The 24,024-nt window shown below is 66.8% G+C and carries 25 protein-coding genes; 14 read left to right on the forward strand and 11 right to left on the reverse strand.

From position 1 onward, the window contains the following. Positions 1-2: 2 nt before the first annotated feature. Complete coding sequence (locus NYP18_RS05065; protein WP_259427083.1) at positions 3-737, reverse strand: ABC transporter permease; 735 nt, start codon at positions 735-737, stop codon at positions 3-5. Next, a complete protein-coding gene (locus tag NYP18_RS05070; protein WP_259427084.1) occupies positions 734-1,441 on the reverse strand; it encodes an ABC transporter ATP-binding protein in 708 nt (235 codons plus the stop codon). The genes NYP18_RS05065 and NYP18_RS05070 overlap by 4 nt, the downstream gene beginning before the upstream one ends. 113 nt (positions 1,442-1,554) lie before the next feature. Here NYP18_RS05070 and NYP18_RS05075 point away from each other — a divergent pair, with 113 nt between their 5' ends. Then, positions 1,555-2,574, forward strand: coding sequence for an SLAC1 family transporter (locus tag NYP18_RS05075; RefSeq protein ID WP_259427085.1), 1,020 nt, complete (start codon positions 1,555-1,557; stop codon positions 2,572-2,574). Between the two features lie 144 nt (positions 2,575-2,718). After that, positions 2,719-4,356, forward strand: a complete 1,638-nt coding sequence (locus tag NYP18_RS05080; RefSeq protein WP_259427086.1) for an ABC-F family ATP-binding cassette domain-containing protein — start codon at positions 2,719-2,721, stop codon at positions 4,354-4,356. Here NYP18_RS05080 and NYP18_RS05085 read toward each other — a convergent pair. Next, entirely contained in the window at positions 4,241-4,909 is a 669-nt protein-coding gene (locus tag NYP18_RS05085) for a 3'-5' exonuclease (protein ID WP_259427087.1), read from the reverse strand. The two genes, NYP18_RS05080 and NYP18_RS05085, sit on opposite strands and share 116 nt — an antisense overlap. Positions 4,910-5,117: 208 nt before the next feature. On the opposite strand from NYP18_RS05085, the gene NYP18_RS05090 reads away from it, so the two are divergent. After that, complete coding sequence (locus NYP18_RS05090; RefSeq protein WP_259427088.1) at positions 5,118-5,921, forward strand: IclR family transcriptional regulator; 804 nt, start codon at positions 5,118-5,120, stop codon at positions 5,919-5,921. Here NYP18_RS05090 and NYP18_RS05095 read toward each other — a convergent pair. From NYP18_RS05095 to NYP18_RS05115, 5 genes are read right to left on the reverse strand one after another with little or no spacing between them, the layout of a single operon-like run. Further along, positions 5,918-6,916 carry a glycerate kinase family protein gene (locus NYP18_RS05095; protein ID WP_259427089.1) on the reverse strand — a complete coding sequence of 333 codons (999 nt, stop codon included), beginning with the start codon at positions 6,914-6,916 and terminating at the stop codon, positions 5,918-5,920. The two genes, NYP18_RS05090 and NYP18_RS05095, sit on opposite strands and share 4 nt — an antisense overlap. Then, positions 6,913-7,902 carry a 2-hydroxyacid dehydrogenase gene (locus NYP18_RS05100; RefSeq protein WP_259427090.1) on the reverse strand — a complete coding sequence of 330 codons (990 nt, stop codon included), beginning with the start codon at positions 7,900-7,902 and terminating at the stop codon, positions 6,913-6,915. Before NYP18_RS05100 ends, NYP18_RS05095 begins: the two co-directional genes overlap by 4 nt. 3 nt (positions 7,903-7,905) lie before the next feature. After that, entirely contained in the window at positions 7,906-8,856 is a 951-nt protein-coding gene (locus NYP18_RS05105) for a hydroxymethylglutaryl-CoA lyase-like TIM-barrel protein (protein ID WP_259427091.1), read from the reverse strand. Next, the gene (locus NYP18_RS05110; RefSeq protein ID WP_259427092.1) at positions 8,853-10,103 is read right to left on the reverse strand and encodes a CaiB/BaiF CoA transferase family protein; all 1,251 of its coding nucleotides are present in this window, start codon (positions 10,101-10,103) and stop codon (positions 8,853-8,855) included. The genes NYP18_RS05105 and NYP18_RS05110 overlap by 4 nt, the downstream gene beginning before the upstream one ends. 51 nt (positions 10,104-10,154) lie before the next feature. Further along, complete coding sequence (locus NYP18_RS05115) at positions 10,155-11,630, reverse strand: GntP family permease (RefSeq protein WP_259427093.1); 1,476 nt, start codon at positions 11,628-11,630, stop codon at positions 10,155-10,157. 314 nt (positions 11,631-11,944) lie between these two features. Between NYP18_RS05115 and ligA the strand changes: the two genes are divergently transcribed. Further along, positions 11,945-13,984: an NAD-dependent DNA ligase LigA gene (gene ligA, locus NYP18_RS05120; RefSeq protein ID WP_259427134.1), complete on the forward strand. Its 2,040-nt coding sequence runs from the start codon at positions 11,945-11,947 to the stop codon at positions 13,982-13,984. A 23-nt stretch (positions 13,985-14,007) separates the two neighbouring features. On the opposite strand, the gene NYP18_RS05125 is transcribed toward ligA, so the two are convergent. Both NYP18_RS05125 and NYP18_RS05130 read right to left on the reverse strand, forming a co-directional pair. Next, on the reverse strand, positions 14,008-14,370 hold the full coding sequence (locus NYP18_RS05125) for a hypothetical protein (protein WP_259427094.1): 363 nt from the start codon (positions 14,368-14,370) through the stop codon (positions 14,008-14,010). A gap of 13 nt (positions 14,371-14,383) precedes the next feature. Next, entirely contained in the window at positions 14,384-15,055 is a 672-nt protein-coding gene (locus NYP18_RS05130) for an ACT domain-containing protein (protein ID WP_259427095.1), read from the reverse strand. Positions 15,056-15,215: 160 nt separating this feature from the next. On the opposite strand from NYP18_RS05130, the gene gatC reads away from it, so the two are divergent. From gatC to NYP18_RS05155, 5 genes are all read left to right on the forward strand, one after another. Next, complete coding sequence (gatC, locus tag NYP18_RS05135; protein WP_259427096.1) at positions 15,216-15,512, forward strand: Asp-tRNA(Asn)/Glu-tRNA(Gln) amidotransferase subunit GatC; 297 nt, start codon at positions 15,216-15,218, stop codon at positions 15,510-15,512. An 8-nt stretch (positions 15,513-15,520) separates the two neighbouring features. Continuing rightward, complete coding sequence (gene gatA, locus NYP18_RS05140; protein WP_259427097.1) at positions 15,521-17,005, forward strand: Asp-tRNA(Asn)/Glu-tRNA(Gln) amidotransferase subunit GatA; 1,485 nt, start codon at positions 15,521-15,523, stop codon at positions 17,003-17,005. A gap of 74 nt (positions 17,006-17,079) precedes the next feature. Further along, positions 17,080-17,724, forward strand: a complete 645-nt coding sequence (locus NYP18_RS05145) for a YczE/YyaS/YitT family protein (RefSeq protein ID WP_259427098.1) — start codon at positions 17,080-17,082, stop codon at positions 17,722-17,724. Positions 17,725-17,880: 156 nt separating this feature from the next. After that, positions 17,881-18,210 carry a hypothetical protein gene (locus tag NYP18_RS05150; protein WP_259427099.1) on the forward strand — a complete coding sequence of 110 codons (330 nt, stop codon included), beginning with the start codon at positions 17,881-17,883 and terminating at the stop codon, positions 18,208-18,210. A 50-nt stretch (positions 18,211-18,260) separates the two neighbouring features. Beyond that, positions 18,261-19,037, forward strand: coding sequence for a siderophore-interacting protein (locus NYP18_RS05155; protein ID WP_259427100.1), 777 nt, complete (start codon positions 18,261-18,263; stop codon positions 19,035-19,037). Between the two features lies 1 nt (position 19,038). Here NYP18_RS05155 and NYP18_RS05160 read toward each other — a convergent pair whose 3' ends face one another. Continuing rightward, entirely contained in the window at positions 19,039-19,362 is a 324-nt protein-coding gene (locus NYP18_RS05160; protein WP_259427101.1) for a hypothetical protein, read from the reverse strand. 41 nt (positions 19,363-19,403) lie between these two features. Between NYP18_RS05160 and NYP18_RS05165 the strand changes: the two genes are divergently transcribed. The 5 genes from NYP18_RS05165 to NYP18_RS05185 are packed head-to-tail and all read left to right on the forward strand — an operon-like array spanning position 19,404 to position 23,929. Then, complete coding sequence (locus NYP18_RS05165; RefSeq protein ID WP_259427102.1) at positions 19,404-20,618, forward strand: MFS transporter; 1,215 nt, start codon at positions 19,404-19,406, stop codon at positions 20,616-20,618. After that, on the forward strand, positions 20,615-22,000 hold the full coding sequence (locus tag NYP18_RS05170; RefSeq protein WP_259427103.1) for a DHA2 family efflux MFS transporter permease subunit: 1,386 nt from the start codon (positions 20,615-20,617) through the stop codon (positions 21,998-22,000). The genes NYP18_RS05165 and NYP18_RS05170 overlap by 4 nt, the downstream gene beginning before the upstream one ends. 10 nt (positions 22,001-22,010) lie before the next feature. Continuing rightward, positions 22,011-23,042 carry a 6-phosphofructokinase gene (locus NYP18_RS05175; protein WP_259427104.1) on the forward strand — a complete coding sequence of 344 codons (1,032 nt, stop codon included), beginning with the start codon at positions 22,011-22,013 and terminating at the stop codon, positions 23,040-23,042. Next, positions 23,043-23,564, forward strand: a complete 522-nt coding sequence (locus NYP18_RS05180) for a mismatch-specific DNA-glycosylase (protein WP_259427105.1) — start codon at positions 23,043-23,045, stop codon at positions 23,562-23,564. It begins immediately after the preceding gene. Further along, complete coding sequence (locus tag NYP18_RS05185) at positions 23,561-23,929, forward strand: SRPBCC family protein (protein WP_259427106.1); 369 nt, start codon at positions 23,561-23,563, stop codon at positions 23,927-23,929. The genes NYP18_RS05180 and NYP18_RS05185 overlap by 4 nt, the downstream gene beginning before the upstream one ends. The last annotated feature ends 95 nt before the right edge of the window (positions 23,930-24,024 follow it).

The raw sequence follows: 24,024 nt of genomic DNA on the forward strand, positions 1-24,024 counted from the left end.
ATTCAGCGGCTCTGTCGCGGCATGGTCACCGCGGCCAGAGCCAGGAATACCACCGCGAAGGCCAGACACAGGGTGGTGTCCGCGACCACCTCGCCGGTGACACCGGAGCGGGCCGCCACCGTGACGGCGTCGACGGCATGCGAGAGCGGCAGCGCCTCCGAGATCCAGCGCAGCAGATCCGGCAGCTCCTCGCGGGGGACCAGCAGCCCGCACAGCAGGACCTGCGGGATGATGAGCACGGGCATGAGCTGCACGGCCTGGAATTCGGAACGCGCGAAGGCCGAGCCGAGCAGACCGAGGGACAGACCTGCCAGCCCCGTGACCCCGGCGATGAGCGCCAGTACCCACCAGCCGGCCTGCGTTTCGACATCCATGGACAGGTCCATCACCAGCACCAGGATGAGCGCCTGCGCGACGGCGAGAATCCCGAAGGCCAGGGCGTAACCGCCGATGAGGTCCACCCGGTGCAGGCGCGTGGTCCACAGCCGCTCGAGGGTGCCGTTGGCCCGTTCGCGCTGCATGGTCACCGAGGAGACGATGAACATCAGCGACAACGGCAGGATGGCTGTCATCACCACGGCCACGAAGCTGAACAGCTCCGGCGAATCCCGGTAGATCCAGTAGAAGAGTGTGAGCAGCAGCACCGGGACGATGAGCAGCAGCGCCATCGAGCGGGGGTCGGCGCGCAGCTGCCGCAGCACGCGGCCGGCGGTGGTGAGCAGCAGGGCGGGATTCACCGGCTTCCCCTCTCGATGGTGGCGAGGAAGGCGTCCTCGTAACTGCCGGTCACCGTGTCTGCCAGCAGCTCGGCCGGGGTGCCCTGCCAGATGAGCGCGCCCTCCCGCATGAGCAGCAGGCGGTCGCAGCGACCGGCCTCCTCCATGACGTGGCTGGACACGAGCAGGGTGCGGCCCTCCTGCGCCAGTTCGCGGAAACTGTCCCACAGCCGGGCCCGGATCACCGGGTCCAGCCCCACGGTGGGTTCGTCCATGACCAGCAGCTCCGGTGCACCGACCAGTGCCGCCCCCAGGGAGGCCCGGCCGCGCTGGCCACCCGAGAGCGCACTGATCCGCTGCCCGCGTATCTCTGTCAGACCGAGCTTCTCGACGACCCCCGCAACCTCCCCGCCCGCCAGCCGCGCGAAGTAGGCGAGGTTCTCGTCCACGCTCAGCTCCGGGTAGAGGCTGGGGGACTGGGTGACGTAGCCGATCAGTCCGCGCAAGGAAGCATCCCCGGCCGGGCTGCCCAGCACCTGCAGTCCGCCGCTGTAGTGCTGCAGCCCCGTGATAGTACGCATCAGGGTGGTCTTGCCGCAGCCGGAGGGGCCGAACAGGCCCGTGATGGAACCGGCCGGGATGCGGAAGTTGAGATCAATCAGGACCTGGGTGCGTCTGCGGCGCACATTCAAGCCCTCAGCCTGGACCGCAGCAGACATCATCATGCCTCAAGCGTCCCCCACACCAGGCCGGCGGTCAATACTTCGCCTACCGTGGATGCAAGTAAATACCCTCCGGATTAATTTGTCCGGGAATACAGCACCTAAAGTCGAGGACCATGGCCCGTTCCCCGCTTCCACCCCTCGGCCCCGCCTGGGCGGGCAGCGTCATGGGCACCTCACTGGCGGCCACCATGACCCACGTCCACGGGGCCACCCACCTCAGCCCGCTGCTCCTCGGCGCGGCCAGCCTCATCTTCCTGGCCATCAGCATCGGTTGGCTGCAGCACGCCAACCCCCATTTCACCCAGCCCTACATGGGGCCGTGGGGCATGTACGTCATGGGCGTGCTGGCTCTCGGCGGGGCCTGGACCACCATCACCGGCAGCTGGGGCTGGCAGACGGTCACCTGGCTGCTGGCCACCCCACTGGCGTGGATCGTCACGCTATGGCAGCTGAAGAAATTTCACGGCGCCCCGACCTTCTTCTGGGGGCTGTCACTGGTGCCACCGATGGTCTCTGCGAACTCCGGTTCCCAGCTGGTGGCCTCCGGCCAGCTCGACCCGGGCTGGACCCTGGCTGTTTGGCTGGTTTCCCTGGGGGGATTCCTGCTGAGCATGGCCACCGCGCTGCCGGTCTTCGCCCGCGTCTACCTCGATGTCATCCGCCGCCGGCTCTACCTGCCCCCGGGGATGACGGGTACGGCGTGGATCCCGCTGGGCATCGTGGGGCAGTCCACGGCGGTGGCCATCCTGCTGAGCAACTCACCGCCAGGGATCGGGGAGGCCGCCACCTGGCGGTTGATCGGCATCGTCATCGGTTATGTCATGTTCACCCTGGGGGTGCCCATGGCGGTGTATGCCGCGTGGAAGTTCTGGCGCGACATCGTCACCTGGCCCGGCTACTACCCGGGCTGGTGGGGTTCGGTCTTCCCGGCCGGCACCTGCACCCTGGGCAGCTACCAGCTGGCGGAGGTCACCGGCTCCGGCTGGTGGAACTGGGTGAGCCTGGTCTGGCTGACCGTCCTGCTCTTCCACGGAACGGTATGCGCGCTGCGGGCCCTGTTCCATGTGTACGAGGTCAACCGGAGTACGGAGGAGACCGCGCCGGTGCTTGTGCCCGCCGCGGCGAGAAGGTAGTTTCTCAAGCAGAAGTATCCCCGAGCCAAGGAAATGTGACGTGAAGAACCTCCGCGTTCCCGCAGCAGAACAGCAGCGCTGACCCGCGTAGAGGCCACCTCACGGCCCCGGTGTCAGCGTCCCCCGCGAGACACCGGAGTCACCTTGACACATCTTCACGCCCCTTCCGTCATCCTGTCCGACCTCGGCTTCACCTGGCCGGACGGTACACCCGCCCTGCGCGGCATCACCGCCACCTTCGGCCCCGGCCGCACAGGCCTGACCGGTGCGAACGGCACCGGCAAATCCACCCTCCTCCGACTCATCGGCGGGCAGCTGCACCCCACCGCCGGGACCGTGTCGGTCACCGGGACGGTGGGCCACCTGCCGCAGCGGCTGGCCACCGCCCCCGACGCGCAGGTCGCCGATCTCCTGGGCATTCGCCGCACCCTGGACGCACTGCGGGCCGTCGAGGCCGGCGACGCCGACCCCCGCCACTTCGAGGCGGTGGGTGCGGACTGGGACATCGAGACGCGCGCCCGCGCCGCCCTCGACGCCCTCGGCCTACCCGGCATCGGCCTCGACCGCCCGGTACGCGAGGTCTCCGGCGGGGAGGCCGTCCTCATCGCCCTGACCGGGCTCCGCCTGGCCGGCGATGATGTCGTGCTTCTCGACGAACCCACCAACAACCTCGACCTGCCCACCCGCCGGCGGCTCTACGACATGGTCCTGGACTGGCGCGGTGCCCTCATCGTGGTCAGCCACGACACCGCCCTGCTGGAGCTGATGGACGCCACCGCCGAACTGCACCACAACAGCCTCCACATCTACGGCGGGCCTTACAGCCACTACCGGGAACAGCTGGCCGTGCAGCAGGCCGCGGCCGAACAGGCCCTGCGCAGCGCCGAACAGAACCTGAAACAGGAGAAGCGCCAGCGCGTCGAGGCGGAGACGAAACTCGCCCGGCGCGCCCGCTACGCCCGCACGGACTACGCGAATAAACGCAAGCCCAAGATCGTCATGAACCAGCGGAAGACCGAGGCTCAGGTGTCGGCCGGCAAGTTGCGGGGCGAGCTGGATTCCCGACTGGAGGACGCCCGGCAGGCCGTGGCCGAGAAGGAGGGGCAGGTGCGCCGCGACGGGCACATCCGCATCCAGCTGCCGGATCCGGACGTGCCCGCCGGGCGGCGCATCGCCACGCTGGGGGAGTACACCGTCCAGGGCCCGGAGAAGCTCGCCCTGACCGGGCCCAACGGGGTGGGCAAGACCCGGCTGCTGGAGGACCTCATCCACGGGCGCGCCGGGGTGCTGTTCACGGACCGGGTGGGTTATCTGCCCCAGCGGCTCGACCATCTCGATGATTCCGCCACCGTGCTGGATTCGGTCCCGGCCGCCTCAGTGCAGGCGGCACGCGCCGGGCTGGCCCGGTTCCTGTTCACCGGTGCTGAGGTGGACAGGACGGTCGGGGAGCTTTCCGGCGGGGAACGCTTCCGCGTCGCACTCGCCGCCCTACTGCTCACTGACCCACCAAATCAAGTTCTTGTCCTTGACGAACCGACCAATAATCTGGACCTGGACAGCGTCACCGAGCTGGTCAGCGCTCTGTCCTCCTACCGTGGCGCCCTCATCGTGGTCAGCCACGACCTCGACTTCCTGCAGCGCCTGGGGATCACCACCTGGCTGGAGCTCAGCCCTGCATCGGCCAGCTCGTGTTCACCGTCGATGCATCTTTGCCCTGGCCCGCCAGATAGCGGGCGAAATCGCTCTGCCGGTCGTGGTAGCCCACGGCCTGGAACTCCATGAGCTCACCGACGTCCTTGCGGCTGAGCTCCGGCCACTGGCGCACCTGCTTCCAGGCGATGCGGGCCGCCGCCAGGGCATCGGCGGTGGCTTCGTGGGCGTTGCCCAGCTCCACCCCGTAATGCTCCGACATGGCCGTCAGGGTACGGCTGCCCTTGCGGTAGGGGTCCTGGATCTTGTCCACGGCGAAGGGGTCGAAGACGGGTCCGGTGACGGTGAAATCGCCGGTGAGCTGGCGCAGCACCGTCAGGTCGTAGCTGGCGTTGAAGACAATGAGCGTGAGCCCGTCCGCCCAGCCCTGCCTGATCTGCGCGACCGTCTCAGCGAGGACCTCATCGTGGGGGCGCCCCTCCGTGCGGGCCTTCTCCGTGGTGATGCCGTGGATCTTCGTGGCCCCCTCCGGGATCTCGACCCCGGGGTCGGCGAGGTGCTCGACGGCGTCGACGGAGCGGCCGTCGATACGCACCAGCGCAGAGGTGACGATGCGGGCCTCCAGCGGGTTGGCGGAAGTGGTCTCGAGGTCGAAGGAGAGCATGCGGGTGGCGTCGAAGGTCATGAGCACAACCCTAGACCGTGCCCCCGACATGACCGCTCAGAGCAGGTCCCGGGTGAGCTCTTGGGCCCGGGTGTCCGTGTCGGCGGCGGTGAAGTGCAGACCCGGTCGGCATGCAGTCGCCAAGTGCATAGACCACCGCAGGGGTATATATGAGGTTTCAGGGCGGGAACCCTCGTGCTGAACCCACCATGTGGGTTAACGTTTATCTATGACCGTCAATGAGAAGCAGTCCGCCGCATCGGTGAAACCCCTTTTGGTGTTGGGAAAGATCAGCGCCATTCTGGATGCTTTCACCTTGACTCGTCCTACACTGTCTCTGGGGGAGATTCGAGAGACAACGGGTATGCCGGCCTCGACGGTGCAGCGTCTGGTGACGAATCTGGTTTCTCAGGGGTTTCTCGAGCGGGAGGATGATTCTTTCCGCATCGGCTTGAAGATGGCTTATTGGGCCGCTCCGGCTACCCGGGGTGTCGAGATCCTCGATCTATTCAATCCGCTGCTCAAGGAGCTGCGCGATCTGACCGGTGAGACGGTGTGTTTCTTCCGCCCGGAGCGAGAGTACCGGGTGTGTGTAGCCATGGCAGAAACCCGTCATGCCTTGCGGCGTGCGATGCGGGTCGGGGCTATTCTGCCGCTCTACGCCGGTTCCGCTGGCCACGTGTTGCTGGCCTGGAACCCGGAGTTGTTGCAACGGATTAAGGATGCTCCGTTGCAGCCGTTGACCGATGCCACCATCACTTCTCCGGAGGAGTTAGAAGCAGTGGTGAAAAAGACCCGTCGGGATGGGTTTTCCATCACGACGGGCCAGCGGGAGGATGGGGCCTCGGGAATGTCGGCTCCGGTGTTTGATTCCACCGGCACTGCGGTCGGGGCGTTGACCATCAGCGGTCCGACCATGCGGATGCCCTATTCGGTGTGCGAGGGTTGGATCGAGGAGCTGTTGTCGACCGCGGAGCGGATGACGCGTCTGATTGGTGGGCGTCTTCCCGACGATTCCCTCACCTACCCTTAACTCCGCACCGTTGCTGTCCGGCGTCCTGCTGCTGCCAGGAGGGTGCCGGCTTCCCGCAGGGCAGGGGGATCACTAGCGATGATCACCTGGGAGAAGTTGGCCGCATAGTCTCCCAGGTCGGCTGCGACCGAACCGACCACGGCGATGACCGGCATCTCCTGATTGTGTTGGCGGACTCGGCGCAGGATCGCCTCGATGATCTTGCCCTGACTGGTTTGGGAATCCAGCCGACCTTCCCCGACCACCACGATGTCAGCCTCCCGTAGCTTCTCTTCGAAGCCGATCACGTCCAGAATGTGGTCGGCACCGGAGACTAGTTCTGCGTCGAAATGGGCCCACAGGCCTCCGGCGAATCCACCGGCCGCCCCGGTGCGGGGATGGGTGCTCGGATCCTTCGGATACTGGCTGGCTTGCTGTTCCAACCTGTGGGTGAGCAGTTCGACAGTGTGCGCGTCCGCGCCCTTCTGGGGGCCGAATACCCGGGCAGCGTCGATAAAAGTGGTGGTCACATCTGAGAGCACGGTGATCCGTGTTGCGCCCAGGCCGCCTGAGTCCGTGATCGCCTGCACCGCTCCGGCACCGCCATCAGTGGTGGCTGAACCACCGGCGGCAACCAGGATATTCTTCGCCCCGCGCTGGGCTGCTGCGGCGATCACCTGGCCGGTGCCATAGGTGTTGGCGGTGACCGGATCCCGGTGGCCTGCGTGGGGCACGTGCAATCCGCTGGCCTGCGCCAGCTCCACGATCGCCAGGCCGTCGGCGGTGAGCCCGAAACTGGCGGTCAGCGGTTGGCCCCACGGGTTGGCGGCGGGCACCTTGATGAGTTCGGCCCCCAGTGCTGCACACAGGGCCTCGTAGGTGCCTTCCCCGCCATCGGCGACCGGCAACGGGATGGGGGTGGCGCCAGCGTCACGGACGCCTATGCTGATCTCGGCGATGACCTCGGTGGCGGAGAAGGTGCCCTTGAAACTGTCCGGGGCTATCAGGACCTTCATGAGAATACCTCCGGGTTCACCAGGTGCGGGGGGCGTTTCCCGTGGGCCATGGCGATCGCGTTGAGGGCACTGAGCCGGGACATTTCAGCACGCACAGCGACGGTGGCAGAACCGATGTGTGGCAACAGGATGGTGTTCGGCAACTGGGCCAGCCCCGGAGCCAAGGTGGGTTCGTCTTCGAAGACGTCGAGGCCGGCCCCGGCGATTGTCCCCTTTCTGAGAGCCGAGACCAGTGCAGCTTCCTCCACCACCGGGCCGCGGGCGGTGTTGATGAGGATGGCGCTGTCTTTCATCCGCTTGAGGACCGTGCTATCGACCAGGTGGGTGGTCTGCTCGGTCAGCGGCACGTGCAGGGAAAGGTAGTCGCTGCGTTCGATGAGCTCCTCCCACCGCACCTGGGTTACCTGGCCGGCGAACTCCCCGAGTTCCTCCTGACTGACCTCGCGGTGGGCGGGTGGGCGCGGGGCGAAGATGACCTCCATGCCGAACCCCAAGGCGCGCTTGGCCACCGCCCGGGCGATCCGACCGAAACCCGCCAGTCCGAGGGTGGCGCCGGTGATGTCTTTGCCCAGCAGCATGTCCGGCTCCCAGCCGTGGAACTTTCCTGCGCGGACGAACTGGTCTGCCTCCACTATCCGACGTGCGGTCCCGAGCAATAGGGCGAAGGCGATATCAGCGGTGGCGTCGGTGAGCACTCCCGGGGTGTTGCCGACCTGAATGCCGTGGGAGGTGGCCGCGTCTACGTCAATATTGTTGTAACCGACCGCGTAATTGGACACCCCCTTGACCTTGGCGTCGGTGAGCAGGTCAGCATCGATAGCATCCCGCAGCTGGGTGAGCACCACATCGAAGTCACCGGAGGAGGTGAGTTCACGCAGCTGCTCATAACTCGGGGGGTCCGGAAGGACGGTGACTCTACCGGCTTCGGAGAGAAGCTCCAGGCCGGGGCCGGGGATGGAGGTGGTGACCAGAAAGTGTGGGTTCATGGTTTATCGTGTGGCCTCCAGTATCGGGGTGACCCACGCGAAGGCCGTGGCCTTGGAGCGTGCCCCCTGGGCTGCCTTCGAACGGTTCTGCTCACCGAGTTCTGTCAGTAGACCCTCCGAAAGTGCGACGATCTCACCGAATTTTTCAGGGGTGAGCCACTCGGGTTGGGTGGCGAAAAGAATGTCTTCGCTCGAGGTGTTTCCGCTGGCACCGGGAGCGAAGGGGCAGCCACCGAGACCACCGAGTGCCCCGTCGACCACATCGGCGCCTGCGGTGATAGCAGCCAGGGTGTTGGCCACGCCCAGCCCCCAGGTGTCATGGCCATGGAAGACGATGCGGCGGGCGGGGGTTTCCGCTTTTACCCGGGAGATCAGATCGCTGACCTGGGCGGGCACCGCCTGGCCGAGGGTGTCACAGATGACGATGTCGTCGCAGCCGTCGGCTCGGGGATCGTTGGCGATAAGCAGGACCCGTTCGGGGTCGACGGGACCGTCGAAGGGACAGGTGAAGGAGGTGGCCAGGCAGAGCTGTATCCGGCCTTTCACACTCTGGGTGATGGCGATGGCCTCGGGCAGTGCTGCAAGGCTCTTCTCGGTGGAGCGGCCGATATTGGCTTCGTTGTGCGCGTCTGAGACCGAAAGGCAGTACTGGAAGTTGCGGGCGCCGGCGGCGGCGGCCCTGGTGATATGGCGCGGGGTGGCCACCCAAATCCAGCACTTGGCCAGTTCCTCGTCAGTCAGTGCCTCCACGACTTCCAGGGTGTTGGCCATCGGGGGAACCAGGTCGGCTCGCGCCATGGAACCCAGTTCGATCTCCGGGATTCCCAGGCTCAACAGTGTCCGGACGATGCGGACTTTCTCGTCGGTGGACAAAACCTTGCCGGTCAGTTGAAGTCCATCGCGCAAGGTGACGTCGCGGAGGTGGGCGCGGGGGATGAAGGTGTGGGTGTTCATGCGTTCACGTTTTCCTTGGTGGCGGTTGCTTCGGCGATCTGCTCAGCGCTGAGTGCCAACAGTCCACCCAGGATCTCCTGGTTGTGCTCTCCCAGGTCGGGGCCCAAGTGCTGGATGGGCAGGGACTGCTCCCCGATGACAGGGACGATGCCGGGGAAACCGACGTTGTGGAGGGTTTCTTCCCCGGTGTCGACGTCGAACTTCTGGATCATGTTGCGGGCCGCGTACTGCGGGTCCTGGCCGATGTCGACGGCGGTGTAGATCGGGCCGGCCGGGACTCCGGCATCATCAAGGACCTCCAGACACTCGGCAGCGGTGCGTGCGGCGGTCCATTCACCGATGGCGGCGTCGAGTTCATCGCGACGCTCCCACCGGTCGGCATTGGTCTGCAGACCGGGGTCGATGCCCAGGTCGGGACGGCCGATGACCTCCATGTAGCGCTGGTAGATCGAGTCCCCATTGCCGGCGACGACGATGCTGGCACCGTCTCCGCAGAGATAAGCGTTGGTCGGGGCAATACCCTCCATCCGACCACCGACGCGCTCACGGTCGATGCCGTAGGCCTGGTTATCGGGGATCAGGGACTCCATCATGGAGAACATGGCCTCATGAAGGGCTACATCGATGATGCGGTCGGACAGGGCGATGCGCTTTTCCCCCTCAGGGCGGGTGGCTTCGCGCTGATAGAGGCTCATCACCACCCCGAAGGCGGCGTAAAGGCCGGCGATGGAGTCACCGATGGACACACCGACCCGCACCGGCGCACGATCCGGATCGCCGACCAGGTTGCGGAAGCCGCTGAAGGCCTCGGCCACGGCGGCGAAACCGGGGCGGTGGGAGAGGGGACCGGTTTGACCGAAGGCGGAGATGCGGCTGATCACCAGCTCCGGGTTGATCTCATTGAGTACTTCAGGTCCCAGTCCCCAGCGTTCCAGGGTGCCGGGGCGGAAGTTCTCCAGCAGCACGTCGCACTCTGCGACCAGGGCCTTGACGGCCTCCTTGCCGGCCTCGGAACGCAGGTCCAGGACGACGGATTTCTTGTTGCGGTTGATGGTGCGAAAGAGCATGGAGGTGGTGCCCTTGTACAGGCGCCAGTTGCGCAGCTCATCACCGGTACCGGGGCGCTCGATCTTGATCACTTCGGCACCGAAATCGGCGAGGAGGCGACCAGCAGTAGGGGCTGCAATGTAGTTGCCCAGTTCCAAGACCCGGATACCGGCGAGGGGCTGGGGAGTGTGGTCAGTCATGTCAAGCAAGTCCTCTCAAAACAACAAGGGAAGTGTGTAGTGGTGCGGGGGTTAGAGGAAGAGGCCGAGGATCATGGTGCAACCCAGGGCGACGACGGAGGCCACGGAGACGCCGAGCGAGCAGGATTTCAGCGTGCCGCGGGTGGTCTGGCCGAGCATGGACTGCAGGAGCCAGAAAGTGTTTGAGGTGACGTGGACCATGAAGAGGGAACCGGCACCAGCAGCCAGGGCCAGGAGCACCGGATCCAGGCCGATCTGACCGGCCACCGGAGCAAGCAGGCCTGCGGCGGTGATGGCGGAGATGGTCACGGAACCCACCGCGATGTGCAACAGGGCGGCGATGGCCCAGACGGTCAGCAGCGGGGCGAAGGAGCCGGCGGTGAAGTACTGGCCCAGGACATCGCCCATGCCGCTGGCTGCGATAACGGCTGCCAGGGAACCGCCGGCGCCGGTGAGGATGAGGATCTGTCCGGACTCACGGAAACCGTCGACCACGGCCTTTTCCACCCGCTCGCCTCCGATGGTGTAGCGGGCAACGTAGCTGGTACCCAGCAGGCCGATCAGCAGGGCGACCACCGGAGCAGAGAAGAATTCGATGACGGGATGGGTGACGCCGGCCATCTCCAGGATCGCACCGGTGGCGATGAGGACCAGGGCCAGCAACATGGGGGCGAAGAGCAGGAAAAGACTGTGTTGCTTCTCCTCGGCCTCTTCAACCTCGTGAACGCGGTGCGGCAACAGGCCAACACGGGTGCCATGACCATCGACGAGGCCGTCTTCGGGATCCACCGGGGCGGGCCCACCGAAACCATCGCCATCGGTGTCCCCGTTGTTGTCGTGGAGGGCACCGGTGCCACCGCTGTCGGTGGGCTCGTCGTCGATGGGTTGCTGGTCCAGGTCGACGTTCCACAATCCGCGGTGGATGAGGAAGTTCATGATCGCAATGGAGATGACGATGGTCGGCACGATGACGATGAACCCGAAGATCATCATTTTGCCCAGCGGCACACCGAGCAGTCCGGCCAGTGCCATTGTCGCCACGCCCGGGACCATGAGGACGATGCCGCATTCCAGGCTGATCGCCATGGCGGTGGCCATCTTGGCGATACCGAATTTGCCCAGGTGAGGGGCCATGCGGCGGGCCAGTGGGGCACTCATCACCAGCAGCACATCCAGGAAAATCGACTGTAGTGCAGTGCCGATAGTCAAGCCCAGGGCGTAAGGAACACCCCGTGGTCCGAAAATTTTCAGTAGGGCGTTGACGAGTCGCCGGATGGCACCGGTTTCGTTGAGGATCGAACCCATCAACACGCCCCAGGCGATCAACAGACCGACCTCGAACATGATGTCGCCGAAGCCTTGCATGGCGGTTTCTGTGGTTTCAACTGGGCCCAGGCCCGTGGCGAGGCCCAAAACCATGGCACCGGCCACTAGGGACACCACGGGATTAATGCGTAGCTTGACGATCATGAGAACGATTCCCACAATCACCGCTGCGGTGATCGAGAGGATTTGCCAGTCTGCCATGGGTAAGTCACCTCTTCCTCGGAGGCGCCCGCACTTTGTGGTGCGCCTCACTTGAAATTGAATGTGTGACCCACGACGTTAGCACTAACCCACATTGTGGGCCAGGGCCCACCGTAAATGTGATTTAGATTACAGTCGGGGGGTGGGTCGGCTGTGGAAGCTGGCCGCTCGGGAAAGCTCGTCGGAACAGTATTTACCTCTCATTCGTGTCGCCGTGAAGATTTTTCATTGCTACGGGTGATGAAGCCTGTCAACCTCTGCCCGACGACCGGATCACCCGCAACGGATATAGAATCGACCCCGTGACTGAGCCTGTGACCGACACCGACCCTGATCTGCGCCGACAGTGGAACGAGCTGGCTGAGGAGGTCCGCCGCCACCGGGACCTCTACTACAACTCGAGGCCGGAGATCCCCGACGCGGACTTCGACGAACTCTTCCGCCGGCTGCAGCGGCTGGAGGAGGAGCACCCTGAACTTGCCGTCCCGGAGAGTCCGACGATGGAGGTCGGTGCCCCCGCGGCCGCGACCTCCACCTTCGACAACGTCGAACACCTTGAACGGATGATGAGCCTCGACAACGCCTTCGACGAGGATGAACTCCTCGAATGGCTCAACCGCACACCCAGCGGGAGCTACCTCACGGAGCTGAAGATCGACGGCCTCTCCCTCGCGCTGGTCTACCGCAACGGCCGACTGGAGCGCGCCGCGACGCGTGGCGACGGCCGCGTCGGGGAGGACGTCACCGCCAACGCGCGTGTCATCGACGACATCCCCCATGAGCTGAGCGGCACCGGGGAGTTCCCCGTGCCGGAACTCCTGGAGGTCCGCGGGGAGGTCTTCATTGCCCTGGAGGATTTCGACGAGGTCAACGAACTGCGTCAGGCGGAGGGCGGCAAGCCCTTCGCCAACCCCCGCAACGCCGCGGCCGGTTCCCTGCGGCAGAAGAACCCGGAGGACGTGCGCAAGCGCCGGCTGCGGATGATCTCCCACGGCATCGGCGCCCGCGCGGGCTTCAGCCCTGATTCCCAGCACGACGCCTACCGGGCTCTCGCCGCCTGGGGGTTGCCCGTCAGCCCCCACACCCAACTGGTCCACTCGGCCGATGAGGTGATCGACCGGGTCCGCTACTGGGCGGAACACCGCCACGACGCCGCCCACGAGATGGACGGTGTGGTGGTCAAGGTCGACTCCTATGCTGAGCAGCGCGCGCTGGGGGCGACCTCGCGCGCGCCCCGCTGGGCGGTGGCCTTCAAGTACCCGCCGGAGGAGGTGACCACGAAGCTGCTGGACATCCAGGTCGGTGTCGGCCGCACCGGCCGCGTCACCCCCTTCGCGGTGATGACGCCCGTCTTCGTCGCCGGCTCCACCGTCTCCCTGGCCACCCTGCACAACCAGACCGAGGTGACCCGTAAGGGCGTGCTCATCGGCGACACGGTGGTCATCCGCAAGGCCGGCGAGATCATTCCCGAGGTCCTCGGCCCCGTGGTGGAACGCCGCGACGGCACTGAACGCGAGTTCATCTTCCCCACGCTGTGCCCCTCCTGCGGTACCCGCCTGGCCCCGCAGAAGGAAGGCGACGTCGACTGGCGCTGCCCCAACACCCGCTCATGCCCGGCGCAGCTGTCCTCGCGCCTGACCTACATCGCCGGACGCGGCGGATTCGACATCGAGGCGCTGGGGGAGAAGGGCGCGAAGGACCTCATCCGCACCGGCATCCTCACCGACGAATCCGAGCTCTTCGACCTGGACGCCGAGAAGCTGCTCGCCTCGAAGGTGTACACCACCAAGACCGGCAAGGTGAACGCCTCCGGCGAGAAGCTGCTGGCCAACCTCGCGGAGGCGAGACAGACCGACCTGTGGCGGGTGATTGTGGCTCTGTCGATCCGCCACGTCGGCCCCACCGCCGCCCGTGCCCTGGCCACCCGATACCGCTCCCTGCCCGCGCTCATCGAGGCGCCTGCCGAGGACATCGCGGAGACCGACGGTGTCGGCATGATCATCGCCGAGTCCTTCCGCGCCTGGTTCGAGGTGGACTGGCACCGCCAGCTCGTCGACCGCTGGGCTGCGGCCGGGGTGACCATGGAGGAGACCGGTGGAGAGCTGGCCACCCAGACCCTGGAGGGGATGACCATCGTGGTCACCGGAGCCCTGGAGGGCTTCAGCCGCGACGGGGCCAAGGAGGCCATCCTCTCCCGCGGCGGGAAGGCCTCGGGGTCAGTGTCGAAGAAGACCGACTACGTCGTCGTCGGCGAGAATGCCGGCTCCAAGGAGACGAAGGCCCGCGAGCTGGGCCTGCCCATCCTCGACGAGGCAGGCTTCGTCAGGCTTCTGGAGACCGGTTCACCGGAGTAGGGCCGCCGAATTCGCTCCCCAGATCAAGGGCTGGGAGCACCCTCGGGGTGGCTTTCTGGGGAGTGATTTCCCAGGAAGGCCGCCACGACGAAGACTACCGCGGCAGCCAGGGGCAGATAGAGGGCGTAGAGGTGGATGACGGGGCCGTCGTCAAGCAGCTGGGTGGCCAGCCAGCCACCCCAGCCGCTGAGCGCGATCAGCCCGGCCATGTTGGCCACGATCACCCGGGGCAGGTGGTCCTCCCGCAGCAGCACGGTCAGTCCGACCGTGATGGTGAGGATGACGCCGATGACCGCCGCCACCAGGTGGTTGATCGCCCAGGTGAAGGAGACGAACCCGAACCAGGTGGCGTGGAACAGTGCGGCGACCAGCAGCAGGTTGCGCATGTCCCACCTCCTGTCAGCTGAGGATCGCGCCGACGATGCGGCCGATGTGGCCGAGGTGTTCGACCTCGGTGGCCAGGAAATCGGGGCCGCCGGTGCGCCCGAGGACCAGCACCATGCCGGTCCGGCCCAGCGGGGTGGCGGCCAGGGAGGAGTCGAGCAGGCCCCAGGAACCGGGGATCCACTCCTCGGATTCGGGGTTGAGGATGCGGGCGGTCGCCACGTCGATGTCGACGGGGGAGGAGCCGTCGTCCTCGGGGGCGGCCTGGGAGGCCGCGACGCGGGTGATGAGGGAGTCGGACTGTGTGTTGTCCAGGACGACGGCCCAGGACACGGTCATCGACTGGGGGATGACGGCGACGAGTTCGTCCATGGCCCGCGGGATGTTGCGGGCGTGGGCGGCGACCTCGGCGAGCATCTTGATCTGGCCGCGACGGTCGACCCGCCCGGAGAAGGGGCGGATGGAGTCGACCTCCACGCCCTCGACGGTGCCGGCCGCCGTGATCAGGGTGTCGGCCATGACACCCTTGGGCAGGGAGACGACGATGTCGTCGACGACGGTGCCGTCGGGGAAGACCTCGACGACGTCGACGGAATGGATGTTGCCGTCAACCAGCCCGATCGCCTCCGCAAGCTGTCCGAGGCTCCCGGGGATGTCGGCGAGCAGGACGCGGATGAGAAAAGACATGGTGACGGGGACTTCCTTCCGGAGGAAAATGAATCTGGGTCACTCCATCATAGATAAAGGTGCATGTGGGCTGTGCAGGGGCCTCAGATAAGTTTCCCCCGGGGGACTGCAGTAGCATGGGGCAGGTTCATTTAACGATGCGTAGAAGGATGTAGTCCCCGTGTCCGAAATTTCGCGTGATGAGGTCGCCCACCTCGCCATGTTGTCCCGTCTCGCATTGAGCGAGGAGGAGCTCAAGCTCTTCGCGGAGCAGATCGACGATATCGTCGACGCTGTCTCCGCCGTGCAGAAGGTCGATACCGAGGGGGTTGAGCCGATGAGCCACCCGCACTCGATCTCGACCGCCATGCGTGACGACATCGTGGTGCCCACCCTGACCGCCGAGCAGGCCCTTGACCAGGCCCCGGCAGTGGAGGACGGCCGTTTCATGGTTCCGCAGATCCTGGGTGAGGAGTAGACACCGACATGACCACATACACCCTGCCCGATTCCGGGCTGACCTCTCTGACCGCCGCTGAGCTGGCGGAGAAGATCCACTCCCGTGAGGTCTCCTCGCGGGAGGTGACCCAGGCCCACCTCGACCGCATCACGGAGACCGACGGCGAGCTCAACGCCTTCCTGCACGTCGGCGCGGAGGCTGCGCTGGCGGCGGCGGAGGACGTCGACAAGCGTCTCGACGCCGGCGAGGCCCCCGCCTCCCCGCTGGCCGGCGTGCCGCTGGCGCTCAAGGACGTCATCGTCACCACCGACGCCCCCACCACCGGCGCCTCGAAGATCCTCGAGGGCTGGGTCAGCCCCTATGACGCGACCGTGACCCGCAAGATCCGCGAGGCCGGCATCCCGATCCTGGGCAAGACCAACCTCGATGAGCTGGCCATGGGTTCCTCCACGGAGAACTCCGCCTACGGCCCGACCCGCAACCCCTACGACCTGGAGCGCACCCCGGGTGGCTCCGGTGGCGGTTCCGCCGCGGCGATCGCCGCCGGCCAGGCCCCCCTTGCGATCGGCACGGACACCGGTGGCTCCATCCGCCAGCCGGCCGCGCTGACCAACACCGTCGGTGTGAAGCCGACCTACGGCACCGTCTCCCGCTACGGCTTCGTCGCCGCCGCCTCCTCCCTGGAGCAGGCCGGCCCCGGCGCACGCACGGTTCTCGACGCCGCGCTGCTCCACGAGGTCATCGCCGGCCACGACCCCTTCGACGCCACCACCGTCAACCGCCCGCTGGCCAGCGTCGTCGACGCCGCCCGCGAGGGTGCCTCCGGTGACCTCAAGGGCCTCAAGGTCGGTGTGGTCAAGCAGTTCAACCGCGAGGGCTTCCAGCCCGGCGTCCTCGAGTCCTACCGCGCCTCCCTGGATCAGCTGACCGCCCAGGGCGCCGAGATCATTGAGGTGGACTGCCCGCGTTTCGATGACGCCCTGGCCGCCTACTACCTGATCATGCCCTGCGAGGTCTCCTCCAACCTGGCGCGCCTCGACGGCATGCGCTACGGCATGCGCGTCGGTGACGACGGTACCCGCTCCGCGGACGAGGTCATGGCCCTGACCCGTGCCGCCGGCTTCGGCCCGGAGGTCAAGCGCCGCATCATCCTGGGCACCTACGCACTGTCCGTGGGCTACTTCGACGCCTACTACGTGCAGGCCCAGCGTGTGCGCACCCTCATCGCGCAGGACTTCGCCCGCGCCTTCGAGCAGGTCGACGTCCTGGTCACCCCGACGACGCCGACCACCGCCTTCAAGCTGGGCGAGAAGGTCGCCGACCCCGTCGAGATGTACAACTTCGACCTGTGCACCCTGCCGCTGAACCTGGCCGGCCTGTGCGGCATGTCCGTGCCCGCCGGTTTCGCCGCGGACACCGGCCTGCCGGTGGGCCTGCAGATCATGGCCCCCGCCTTCGCCGACGAACGTCTCTACCGCGTGGGCGCCGCCTACGAGGCAGGCCGGAGGTAGAACGGCCTGCCGTTGATACAGTGTCAGGGACATGTACTTTCTTTCCCTGATTTCTGTGTCGGCGTGATGGGCCGGTGATTCTCCATCAGCTGCGCCGGGCGTTGATCTTCACGCTCGGCCTCTTTCTCATGTCCCTGGGCGTGGCGGTGACGGTGCGGGCAGCACTGGGCACCGCCCCGATCAGTTCCCTCCCGACGGTTCTCTCACTGGCCACCGGGCTCACGGTCGGCACCTGGGTGGTGCTGTTCTGCCTGGTGGTTCTCGTGGTTGAGATCCTTCTCCTGCGCCGCCGTTTCCCGCCCGTCCAGCTGCTGCAGCTGCCGGTGACCTTCCTCTTCGGCTGGTTCGTCGACCTGAGCATGGCCGCCACCTGGTGGCTCGAGCCCGCCAACTACGTGATGCAGTGGGTGTGGACGGTGGTCGGTGCCGTCGTTGTCGCCCTCGGTGTCTACCTGGAGGTATGGCCCCGGCTGACCTACACCCCGCCGGAGGGGCTGGTCACGGTGATCACGATCATCACCCGGGCGCCTTTCAGCAGGGTGAAGATGATCTTCGACTGGAGTCTCGTCGCGATCTCCGCGCTGCTCTCCCTGGTGCTCATGGGGGGCCTTCACGGTGTGCGGGAGGGCACGGTCTTCGCTGCCTTCGCCGTCGGTTTCCTGATGACGGTGATCGGCAACCTGCATGAGCGCTTGCGGGTGAACCGCCGGAAGAACTGAAGGGCGTCGCGGTCTCTTTGCCGTAACCTTCCCGTCACGGCCCTATCTTTCCCGCGGGCTGGCGTCATACGATATGTGTACACCAGAAAATATGGCCTGATCAGGGAAAATATGGGACAGATCCTGGGTGGGCCCTCACAGAAAGGGATCAGGACAATGAGCACCGACTTCACCCAGTACCACGAGCACACCGAACCGCACGACGGGATCGGCGCCGGCGATGACACGGTCACCCACCTGCGCACCGGTGAGGCCATGGACACCTTCACGGTCCGGCTCCCGGTCAGCACGCTGAACATCCTGCGCGGGCTCGCCCGGGAGCGGAAGGAAACCACGGGAGCGGTGATCCGCCGGATCATCGGCAACGCCGTGGCTGACCATGTCAGCGATGACGCGACCGTCTCGGTCAGTGACCTGCGGGCACTGATCGCCCGGGCGGAGGAGCCGCATTCGCCCACCACCCCGGATGTGCGACGTGCCGGTTGAGGCGGATCCTGGTAGCTTAGGTAATCCTAAGTAGAAACAGGAGACCGCCCATGACAACCCCCACCCGCAAAAAGCGCGAGAAGCGGACCGCCACCGTCACCAATGTTCGACGACTCACCGACGAACTGGTCCGCATCAGCTTCGACTCCCCCGGACTGGTCGGTGTGGACCTTCCCCACACCGACCACTACATCAAACTGGTCTTCGGAGGTGAGGACGAGCCGCGGCCGGTCACCCGCACATACACCTTCCGCCGCATCAACACGGAGACGGGACGGTTCGACGTCGACTTCGTCACCCACGGCTCCGACGGACTGGCCGGCCCGTGGGCGCAGCGGGCTGAGGTAGGGGAGACTGTCACCTTCCTGGGGCCGGGCGGTGCCTGGAGCCCGGGTGAGGGGTACGAGCACTTCCTCTTCGCCGGCGACGAGTCCGCGGCACCGGCGATTGCGGCGGGCGTCGAGAAGCTGCCTGCCGGTGCCACAGCGGAGGTCTACATCGAGATCGAGGACGCCGCCTCCACCTTCGAGATGCCGGAACCGGCAGGCGTTCGCCTGCACTGGGTGCCCCGCAACGGCGCGACCCACGGCACGAAACTGTCCGCCGCGGTGCGTTCCGCCGGGGTCCCGGCGAAGCGCACCAGCTGGTTCGTCCACGGCGTGGCGGAGATGATCAAGGAACTGCGCCGCTTCCTCTTCGTCGATAACGGGGTGGCGCGCGAGGATGTCTCCATCTCCGGTTACTGGCGCATCGGGATGACCGAGGACCAGTGGCAGGCCTCGAAGCAGGAGTTCAACGCCGAACTCGAGGCCGCCGAGGCGCGTTAGCCTACTTCGCGTCAGACAGTGCGTAGGCCGCACCCGCGGTCACCGCGGTGACCACGGCGACGGCCGGCCAGGCGCCGATCTTCTTCGCCAGGGGGTGCGAGGCGCCGAAGCCGCCGACATAGAGCCCGGTCAGGGCAACCGTGGTCGCGGGGTTGGTCTTGGCCAGCCAGGATCGGGCGGCCCAGCCACCGGCCGCGGCCAGCACCACGCCGCCGAGGGGGCGGACGCCGGTCTCACGGGCGGAGAGCCACCCGCCGAGCAGACCGAGCGACACGACGGCCGCGGTGGAGACGTTTTCAGGGGACTTGATATCGATCATTGCCATGCCGGACAGCCTACGTGAGACGGACAGATATGCTTTCCCCCGTGAACCCGAATCCGGCAATGGTGTGGATCTACCTGGCATCGGCGGCGACGTCGATGCTGGGCAACGCGGTCGCCACCATCGTGTGGCCCTGGCTGGTGCTCGAACGCACCGGCGACCCGGCAGCGGCGGGCCTCGTCGCCGCCGCGATCGCCCTGCCCAGTCTGGCCTTCGCCTTCCTGGGCGGGCACCTCATCGACACACTGGGGCGCAAACCCATGTCGATCATCTCGGACATCATCTCCGGCTTCTCCATCGTGGGGGTGATCCTCGTCGACCAGCTGGTGGGACTGAACCTGGCGTGGTTCATCGCACTGGGCATTATCGGCGCGGTCGGTGACATTCCCGGCATGGCTGCCCGCTCCGCACTTGTCGGTGACGTGGCGCGCACCTCCGGACGCTCCCTCGACTTCATCGCCGGGATCAACCAGTCCATCGGCGGCACCGCCTGGCTGCTCGGTCCCGCCCTGGCTGGTTTCCTCATGTCGGCGCTGCCCATCGGGCACGTCCTGTGGATCACCGCCGGCTGTTCCCTGCTCGCCGCCGCACTGACCACCCTCCTGCGCCTGGTTCGGGCACCGCAGGAGGAGGTCACCGTGGACACCCCGGACCTCGGCGCCCTGCGCTCCTGGGCCGAGGTCATCCGCCCGGCACCCGTCCGCCTGCTCGCCGCCGTCACGCTCATCTCCGCGGCCCTGGTCAGCCCCTATCTGGCAGTGCTCATGCCCGCCCACTTCCAGGCCATCGACGCCCCGCTGCTGCTGGGGTTGTCGATGTCCGCCTACGCCGTGGGAATGATGATCTCCGGCGCCCTGGTGGCCACACTCGGCACCGCCCGGCGCCGCACGATCTGGGTGACGGCGATGCTGCTCTACGTGGTGGGCTTCGTGCTCATGGGCGCGCTGCAGTACTCCTGGCTGGTGTTGGCGGGCATGGCCGTCGCGGGTCTCGGCGGGGGGCTGATCGGCCCGCTGCAGATGGTGCTCATCACCGAGGAGACCCCGGAGCGACTGCGCGGCCGGGCGTTCTCGGTGTTCATGGCCATCAGCCAGTTCTCCGCACCCATCGGACTGGTGGTGGCGGCCGGCCTGCTCACCCGGGTGTCCATCTACACCACGGCGGCTGCCCTGGCGGGGACGTGGGTGCTCATCTCGGTGTGGGCGATCCTGCGCGGTGTGGTGGTTCTGCGCCCGGCCCGGATAGAGTCCTCGCCGTGAGCACCGTTCTACCCGCACCCCAGGCCTGGCGGGCCCTGGCCGCCCTGTGCCTGGGCTTCTTCATGATCCTGCTGGACCAGACCATCGTCGCCGTGGCCACCCCCGGCATCATGGCGGCCTTCGACGCCCGCCTCGACCAGGTCGTGTGGGTCACCTCGATCTACCTGCTCTGTCTGGTGGTGCCCCTGTTGTTCACCGGCCGGTTGGGTGACCGTTACGGCCAGCGCAATCTTTTCCGCATCGGCGTGGTCGTGTTCACGCTCGCCGCCCTCGGTTCAATGCTCGCGCCCACCCTCGAGCTGCTGATCCTGGCCCGTGCCGCCCAGGGGGTGGGGGCGGCGATCCTCACCCCGCAGACGATGAGCGTGATCAACCGGGTCTTCCCCCGGGAGAAACGCGGTTCGGCGCTCGGCGCCTGGGGTGCGGTCGGGTCGGTGGCCAGCCTCGTCGGCCCGGTGCTCGGCGGTTTCCTCGTCGGTGCCGTGGGCTGGCGGGGCGTCTTCCTCGTCCACCTGCCCGTCGGCATCCTCGCCTTCATTCTCGCTGGCCTGTGGGTGCCGCGGCTGCCCACCTATGCCCGGCGCATCGACCCGGTCTCTGTCGTGGTCTCCCTGTCGGGCATGGTCGCCGTGGTGGTGGCGGTGCAGCAGGGGCCCGGCCTGGGGTGGCCGGTCTGGTCGGTCGGTCTGCTGGTGGCCGGCGTCCTGCTGATGGTCCTGTTCGTCCGGCTGCAGGCCACGGCGGTGGGGCGGGGGAGCGAAGCGCTGGTGCCGCTGGAGATCTTCCGCAACCGCAACTACTCGCTCGGTGCCTTCTCCATTGCGACGATGGGTTTCGCGGTCTCCTCGATCATGCTGCCGATCATGCTGTGGCTGCAGGACGGCCGGGAGCTCAGTTCTCAGCAGGCCGGTCTCATGCTCGTTCCCATGGCGGTGGTCGCGGGTGTGGCCTCGCCGTTGATCGGCCCGGCGGCGGACCGGATCCACCCGCGCGTGCTGTCGGTGGGTGGTTTCGCCACCATGATCATCGCCCTGGTATTCACCGCCTGGGTCATGCTTACCGACGCCCCCGTCAACCTCTTCCTCTTCTCCGCCGTCCTGATGGGCATCGGCAACTCGCTGGTGTGGGCGCCGAACTCCGCCACCGCGATGCGTTCGGTGGAGATCGCCCACATGGGGGCGGCCTCCGGGGTGTACAACACCGCCCGGCAGACCGGCGCCGTACTGGGTGCGGCGGGGGTGGGTGCCGCGATGCAGGTCGGCGCCGTGTCACTGGGTTTCGTACCCGGCCTGGCGGTCGCCCTGCTGCTGCCGGCGGCGGTGCTGGGACTGGGCCTGGTGGCGGTGGCGTTCTTCCGTGCCGATCACCCGGTGCCGGGCTAGAGTGGGGCGCATGCGACTTGCCACCCTCACCTCCGGCGGCGACTGCCCCGGCCTCAACGCCGTCATCCGCGGTATCGTCCGTACCGCCAGCGCCGAGTTCGGCTCCACCGTCGTAGGCTACGAGGACGGCTGGGTGGGCCTGCTCGAGGACCGCCGCGTCGACCTCTACGACGATGAGCACATCGACCGCATCCTCCTGCGGGGTGGCACGATCCTGGGCACCGGCCGGTTGCACCCGGACAAGTTCAAGGCGGGCATCGACCAGATCAAGGCGAACCTGGCGGATGCCCAGATCGACGCGCTGATCCCCATCGGCGGCGAGGGCACCCTCAAGGGCGCGAAATGGTTGGCCGACAACGGCATCCCAGTGGTGGGTGTGCCCAAGACCATCGACAACGACGTCAACGGCACCGACTACACCTTCGGCTTCGACACCGCCGTGGCCGTGGCCACCGACGCCGTCGACCGCCTGCACACCACCGCAGAATCCCACAACCGCATCCTCATCGTCGAGGTCATGGGTCGCCACGTCGGTTGGATCGCCCTGCATTCCGGCATGGCCGGCGGCGCGCACTACACCGTGATCCCGGAGGTGCCCTTCGACATCGCGGAGATCTGCAAGAAGATGGAGCGCCGTTTCCAGATGGGGGAGAAGTACGGCATCATCGTCGTCGCCGAGGGTGCCTCCCCGAAGGAGGGCACCATGGAGATGCGTTCCGGAGGGGTCGACCAGTTCGGCCACGAGACGTTCACCGGCATCGGCCAGCAGATCGCCGACGAGATCCACGACCGTCTCGGCCATGACGTCCGCACCACCGTGCTGGGCCACATCCAGCGCGGCGGCACCCCGACCGCCTTCGACCGTGTCCTGGCCACCCGCTACGGCGTGCGCGCCACCCGCTCGGCCCACCGCGGCGAGTTCGGCACCACCGTGGCGCTGCAGGGGGACCGCATCGTCAACATCCCGCTCCAGGAGGCCGTGGGCGAACTGAAGACCGTGCCCTACGACCGCTGGGTCACCGCCCAGGCGATGTTCGGCTAGGTGCACGACCGCAACCTCGCCGGCTGCCGGCTGCTCATCGTCGGCATCAACCCCGGGCTGCTCTCCGAGCAGGTCGACGCCCCCTTCGCCCGCCCCGGCAACCGTTTCTGGCCGGCCCTGCACGCCGCCGGCATCACCGAGTGGCTTGTCGACGCCCGCCACGGCCTCGCCACCGAGGACGAAGCCATGCTCAACCGCCGCGGCCTCGGATTCACCAACATCGTCCCCCGCGCCACCGCCGGGGCCGCTGAGCTCAGCCGGGAGGAGTACCGGGCAGGTGGCGCAGAGCTAACGGAGAAGGTCACCCGCTTCCCTCCCGAAGTCATCATGATCGCCGGTATCGGGGCCTACCGCACCGCCTTCTCCCGCCCGAAGGCGAAGGTCGGTCTGCAGGAGGAACCGATCGGCGGGGTGGAGACCTGGGTCGTGCCCAATCCCAGTGGCCTCAACGCCCACGAGACGGTCGATTCCCTGGCCCGGGCCTATGCCGAGGTCTGGGCGCGACTCGAGGAGAAGCAGTGAGGAGCATCCACGTCAGCCGCATCATCCACGCCGATCCGGCACAGGTCTACTCCTTCGCCTCCGATCCGGAGAATCTGCACCTGTGGGCCGCGGGTTTCACGGACCTGGGTGAGGTCCGGGTGCGGTTCACCGCCACCAATGACCTGGGGGTTCTCGACCATGACGTCACCCTCCCGGACGGTCGGACGGTGAATAATCCGGTCCGGGTGCTCGTCCATCCCGAGGGCTCCGAGATCGTCTTCACCGTGCGCCAGTTGGACATGGACGATGAACAGTTTGCTGCCGATGCCGCCGCGGTGGGCCGAGACCTCGACACCCTGAAACAGCTCCTCGAGCTCAGGGGAGATGGACCTCACCGGTCATGATGACCCGCGCGGTGCGGGCCAGCGCCACCCACTCGAGCTGATCACCGTCGACGAGCGCGGAGACCGTTGCGCCTCTCCAGGGGTCTTGGTTAGGC

This window comes from Corynebacterium lemuris, assembly GCF_024919295.1.
GTDB classification, from domain to species: domain Bacteria; phylum Actinomycetota; class Actinomycetes; order Mycobacteriales; family Mycobacteriaceae; genus Corynebacterium; species Corynebacterium lemuris.

What these genes read in the sequence shown, in the direction of transcription:
- NYP18_RS05075 (WP_259427085.1), top strand. Translation starts at nt 1,555, where the DNA reads ATGGCCCGTTCCCCGCTTCCACCCCTCGGCCCCGCCTGGGCGGGCAGC.
- NYP18_RS05095 (WP_259427089.1), bottom strand. Translation starts at nt 6,916, where the DNA reads ATGAAGGTCCTGATAGCCCCGGACAGTTTCAAGGGCACCTTCTCCGCC.
- NYP18_RS05105 (WP_259427091.1), bottom strand. Translation starts at nt 8,856, where the DNA reads ATGAACACCCACACCTTCATCCCCCGCGCCCACCTCCGCGACGTCACC.
- NYP18_RS05115 (WP_259427093.1), bottom strand. Translation starts at nt 11,630, where the DNA reads ATGGCAGACTGGCAAATCCTCTCGATCACCGCAGCGGTGATTGTGGGA.
- gatA (WP_259427097.1), top strand. Translation starts at nt 15,521, where the DNA reads ATGACCACATACACCCTGCCCGATTCCGGGCTGACCTCTCTGACCGCC.
- NYP18_RS05175 (WP_259427104.1), top strand. Translation starts at nt 22,011, where the DNA reads ATGCGACTTGCCACCCTCACCTCCGGCGGCGACTGCCCCGGCCTCAAC.
- NYP18_RS05125 (WP_259427094.1), bottom strand. Translation starts at nt 14,370, where the DNA reads ATGCGCAACCTGCTGCTGGTCGCCGCACTGTTCCACGCCACCTGGTTC.
- NYP18_RS05155 (WP_259427100.1), top strand. Translation starts at nt 18,261, where the DNA reads ATGACAACCCCCACCCGCAAAAAGCGCGAGAAGCGGACCGCCACCGTC.
- NYP18_RS05110 (WP_259427092.1), bottom strand. Translation starts at nt 10,103, where the DNA reads ATGACTGACCACACTCCCCAGCCCCTCGCCGGTATCCGGGTCTTGGAA.
- NYP18_RS05100 (WP_259427090.1), bottom strand. Translation starts at nt 7,902, where the DNA reads ATGAACCCACACTTTCTGGTCACCACCTCCATCCCCGGCCCCGGCCTG.
- NYP18_RS05130 (WP_259427095.1), bottom strand. Translation starts at nt 15,055, where the DNA reads ATGTCTTTTCTCATCCGCGTCCTGCTCGCCGACATCCCCGGGAGCCTC.
- NYP18_RS05160 (WP_259427101.1), bottom strand. Translation starts at nt 19,362, where the DNA reads ATGGCAATGATCGATATCAAGTCCCCTGAAAACGTCTCCACCGCGGCC.
- NYP18_RS05070 (WP_259427084.1), bottom strand. Translation starts at nt 1,441, where the DNA reads ATGATGATGTCTGCTGCGGTCCAGGCTGAGGGCTTGAATGTGCGCCGC.
- NYP18_RS05090 (WP_259427088.1), top strand. Translation starts at nt 5,118, where the DNA reads ATGACCGTCAATGAGAAGCAGTCCGCCGCATCGGTGAAACCCCTTTTG.
- NYP18_RS05085 (WP_259427087.1), bottom strand. Translation starts at nt 4,909, where the DNA reads ATGACCTTCGACGCCACCCGCATGCTCTCCTTCGACCTCGAGACCACT.
- NYP18_RS05150 (WP_259427099.1), top strand. Translation starts at nt 17,881, where the DNA reads ATGAGCACCGACTTCACCCAGTACCACGAGCACACCGAACCGCACGAC.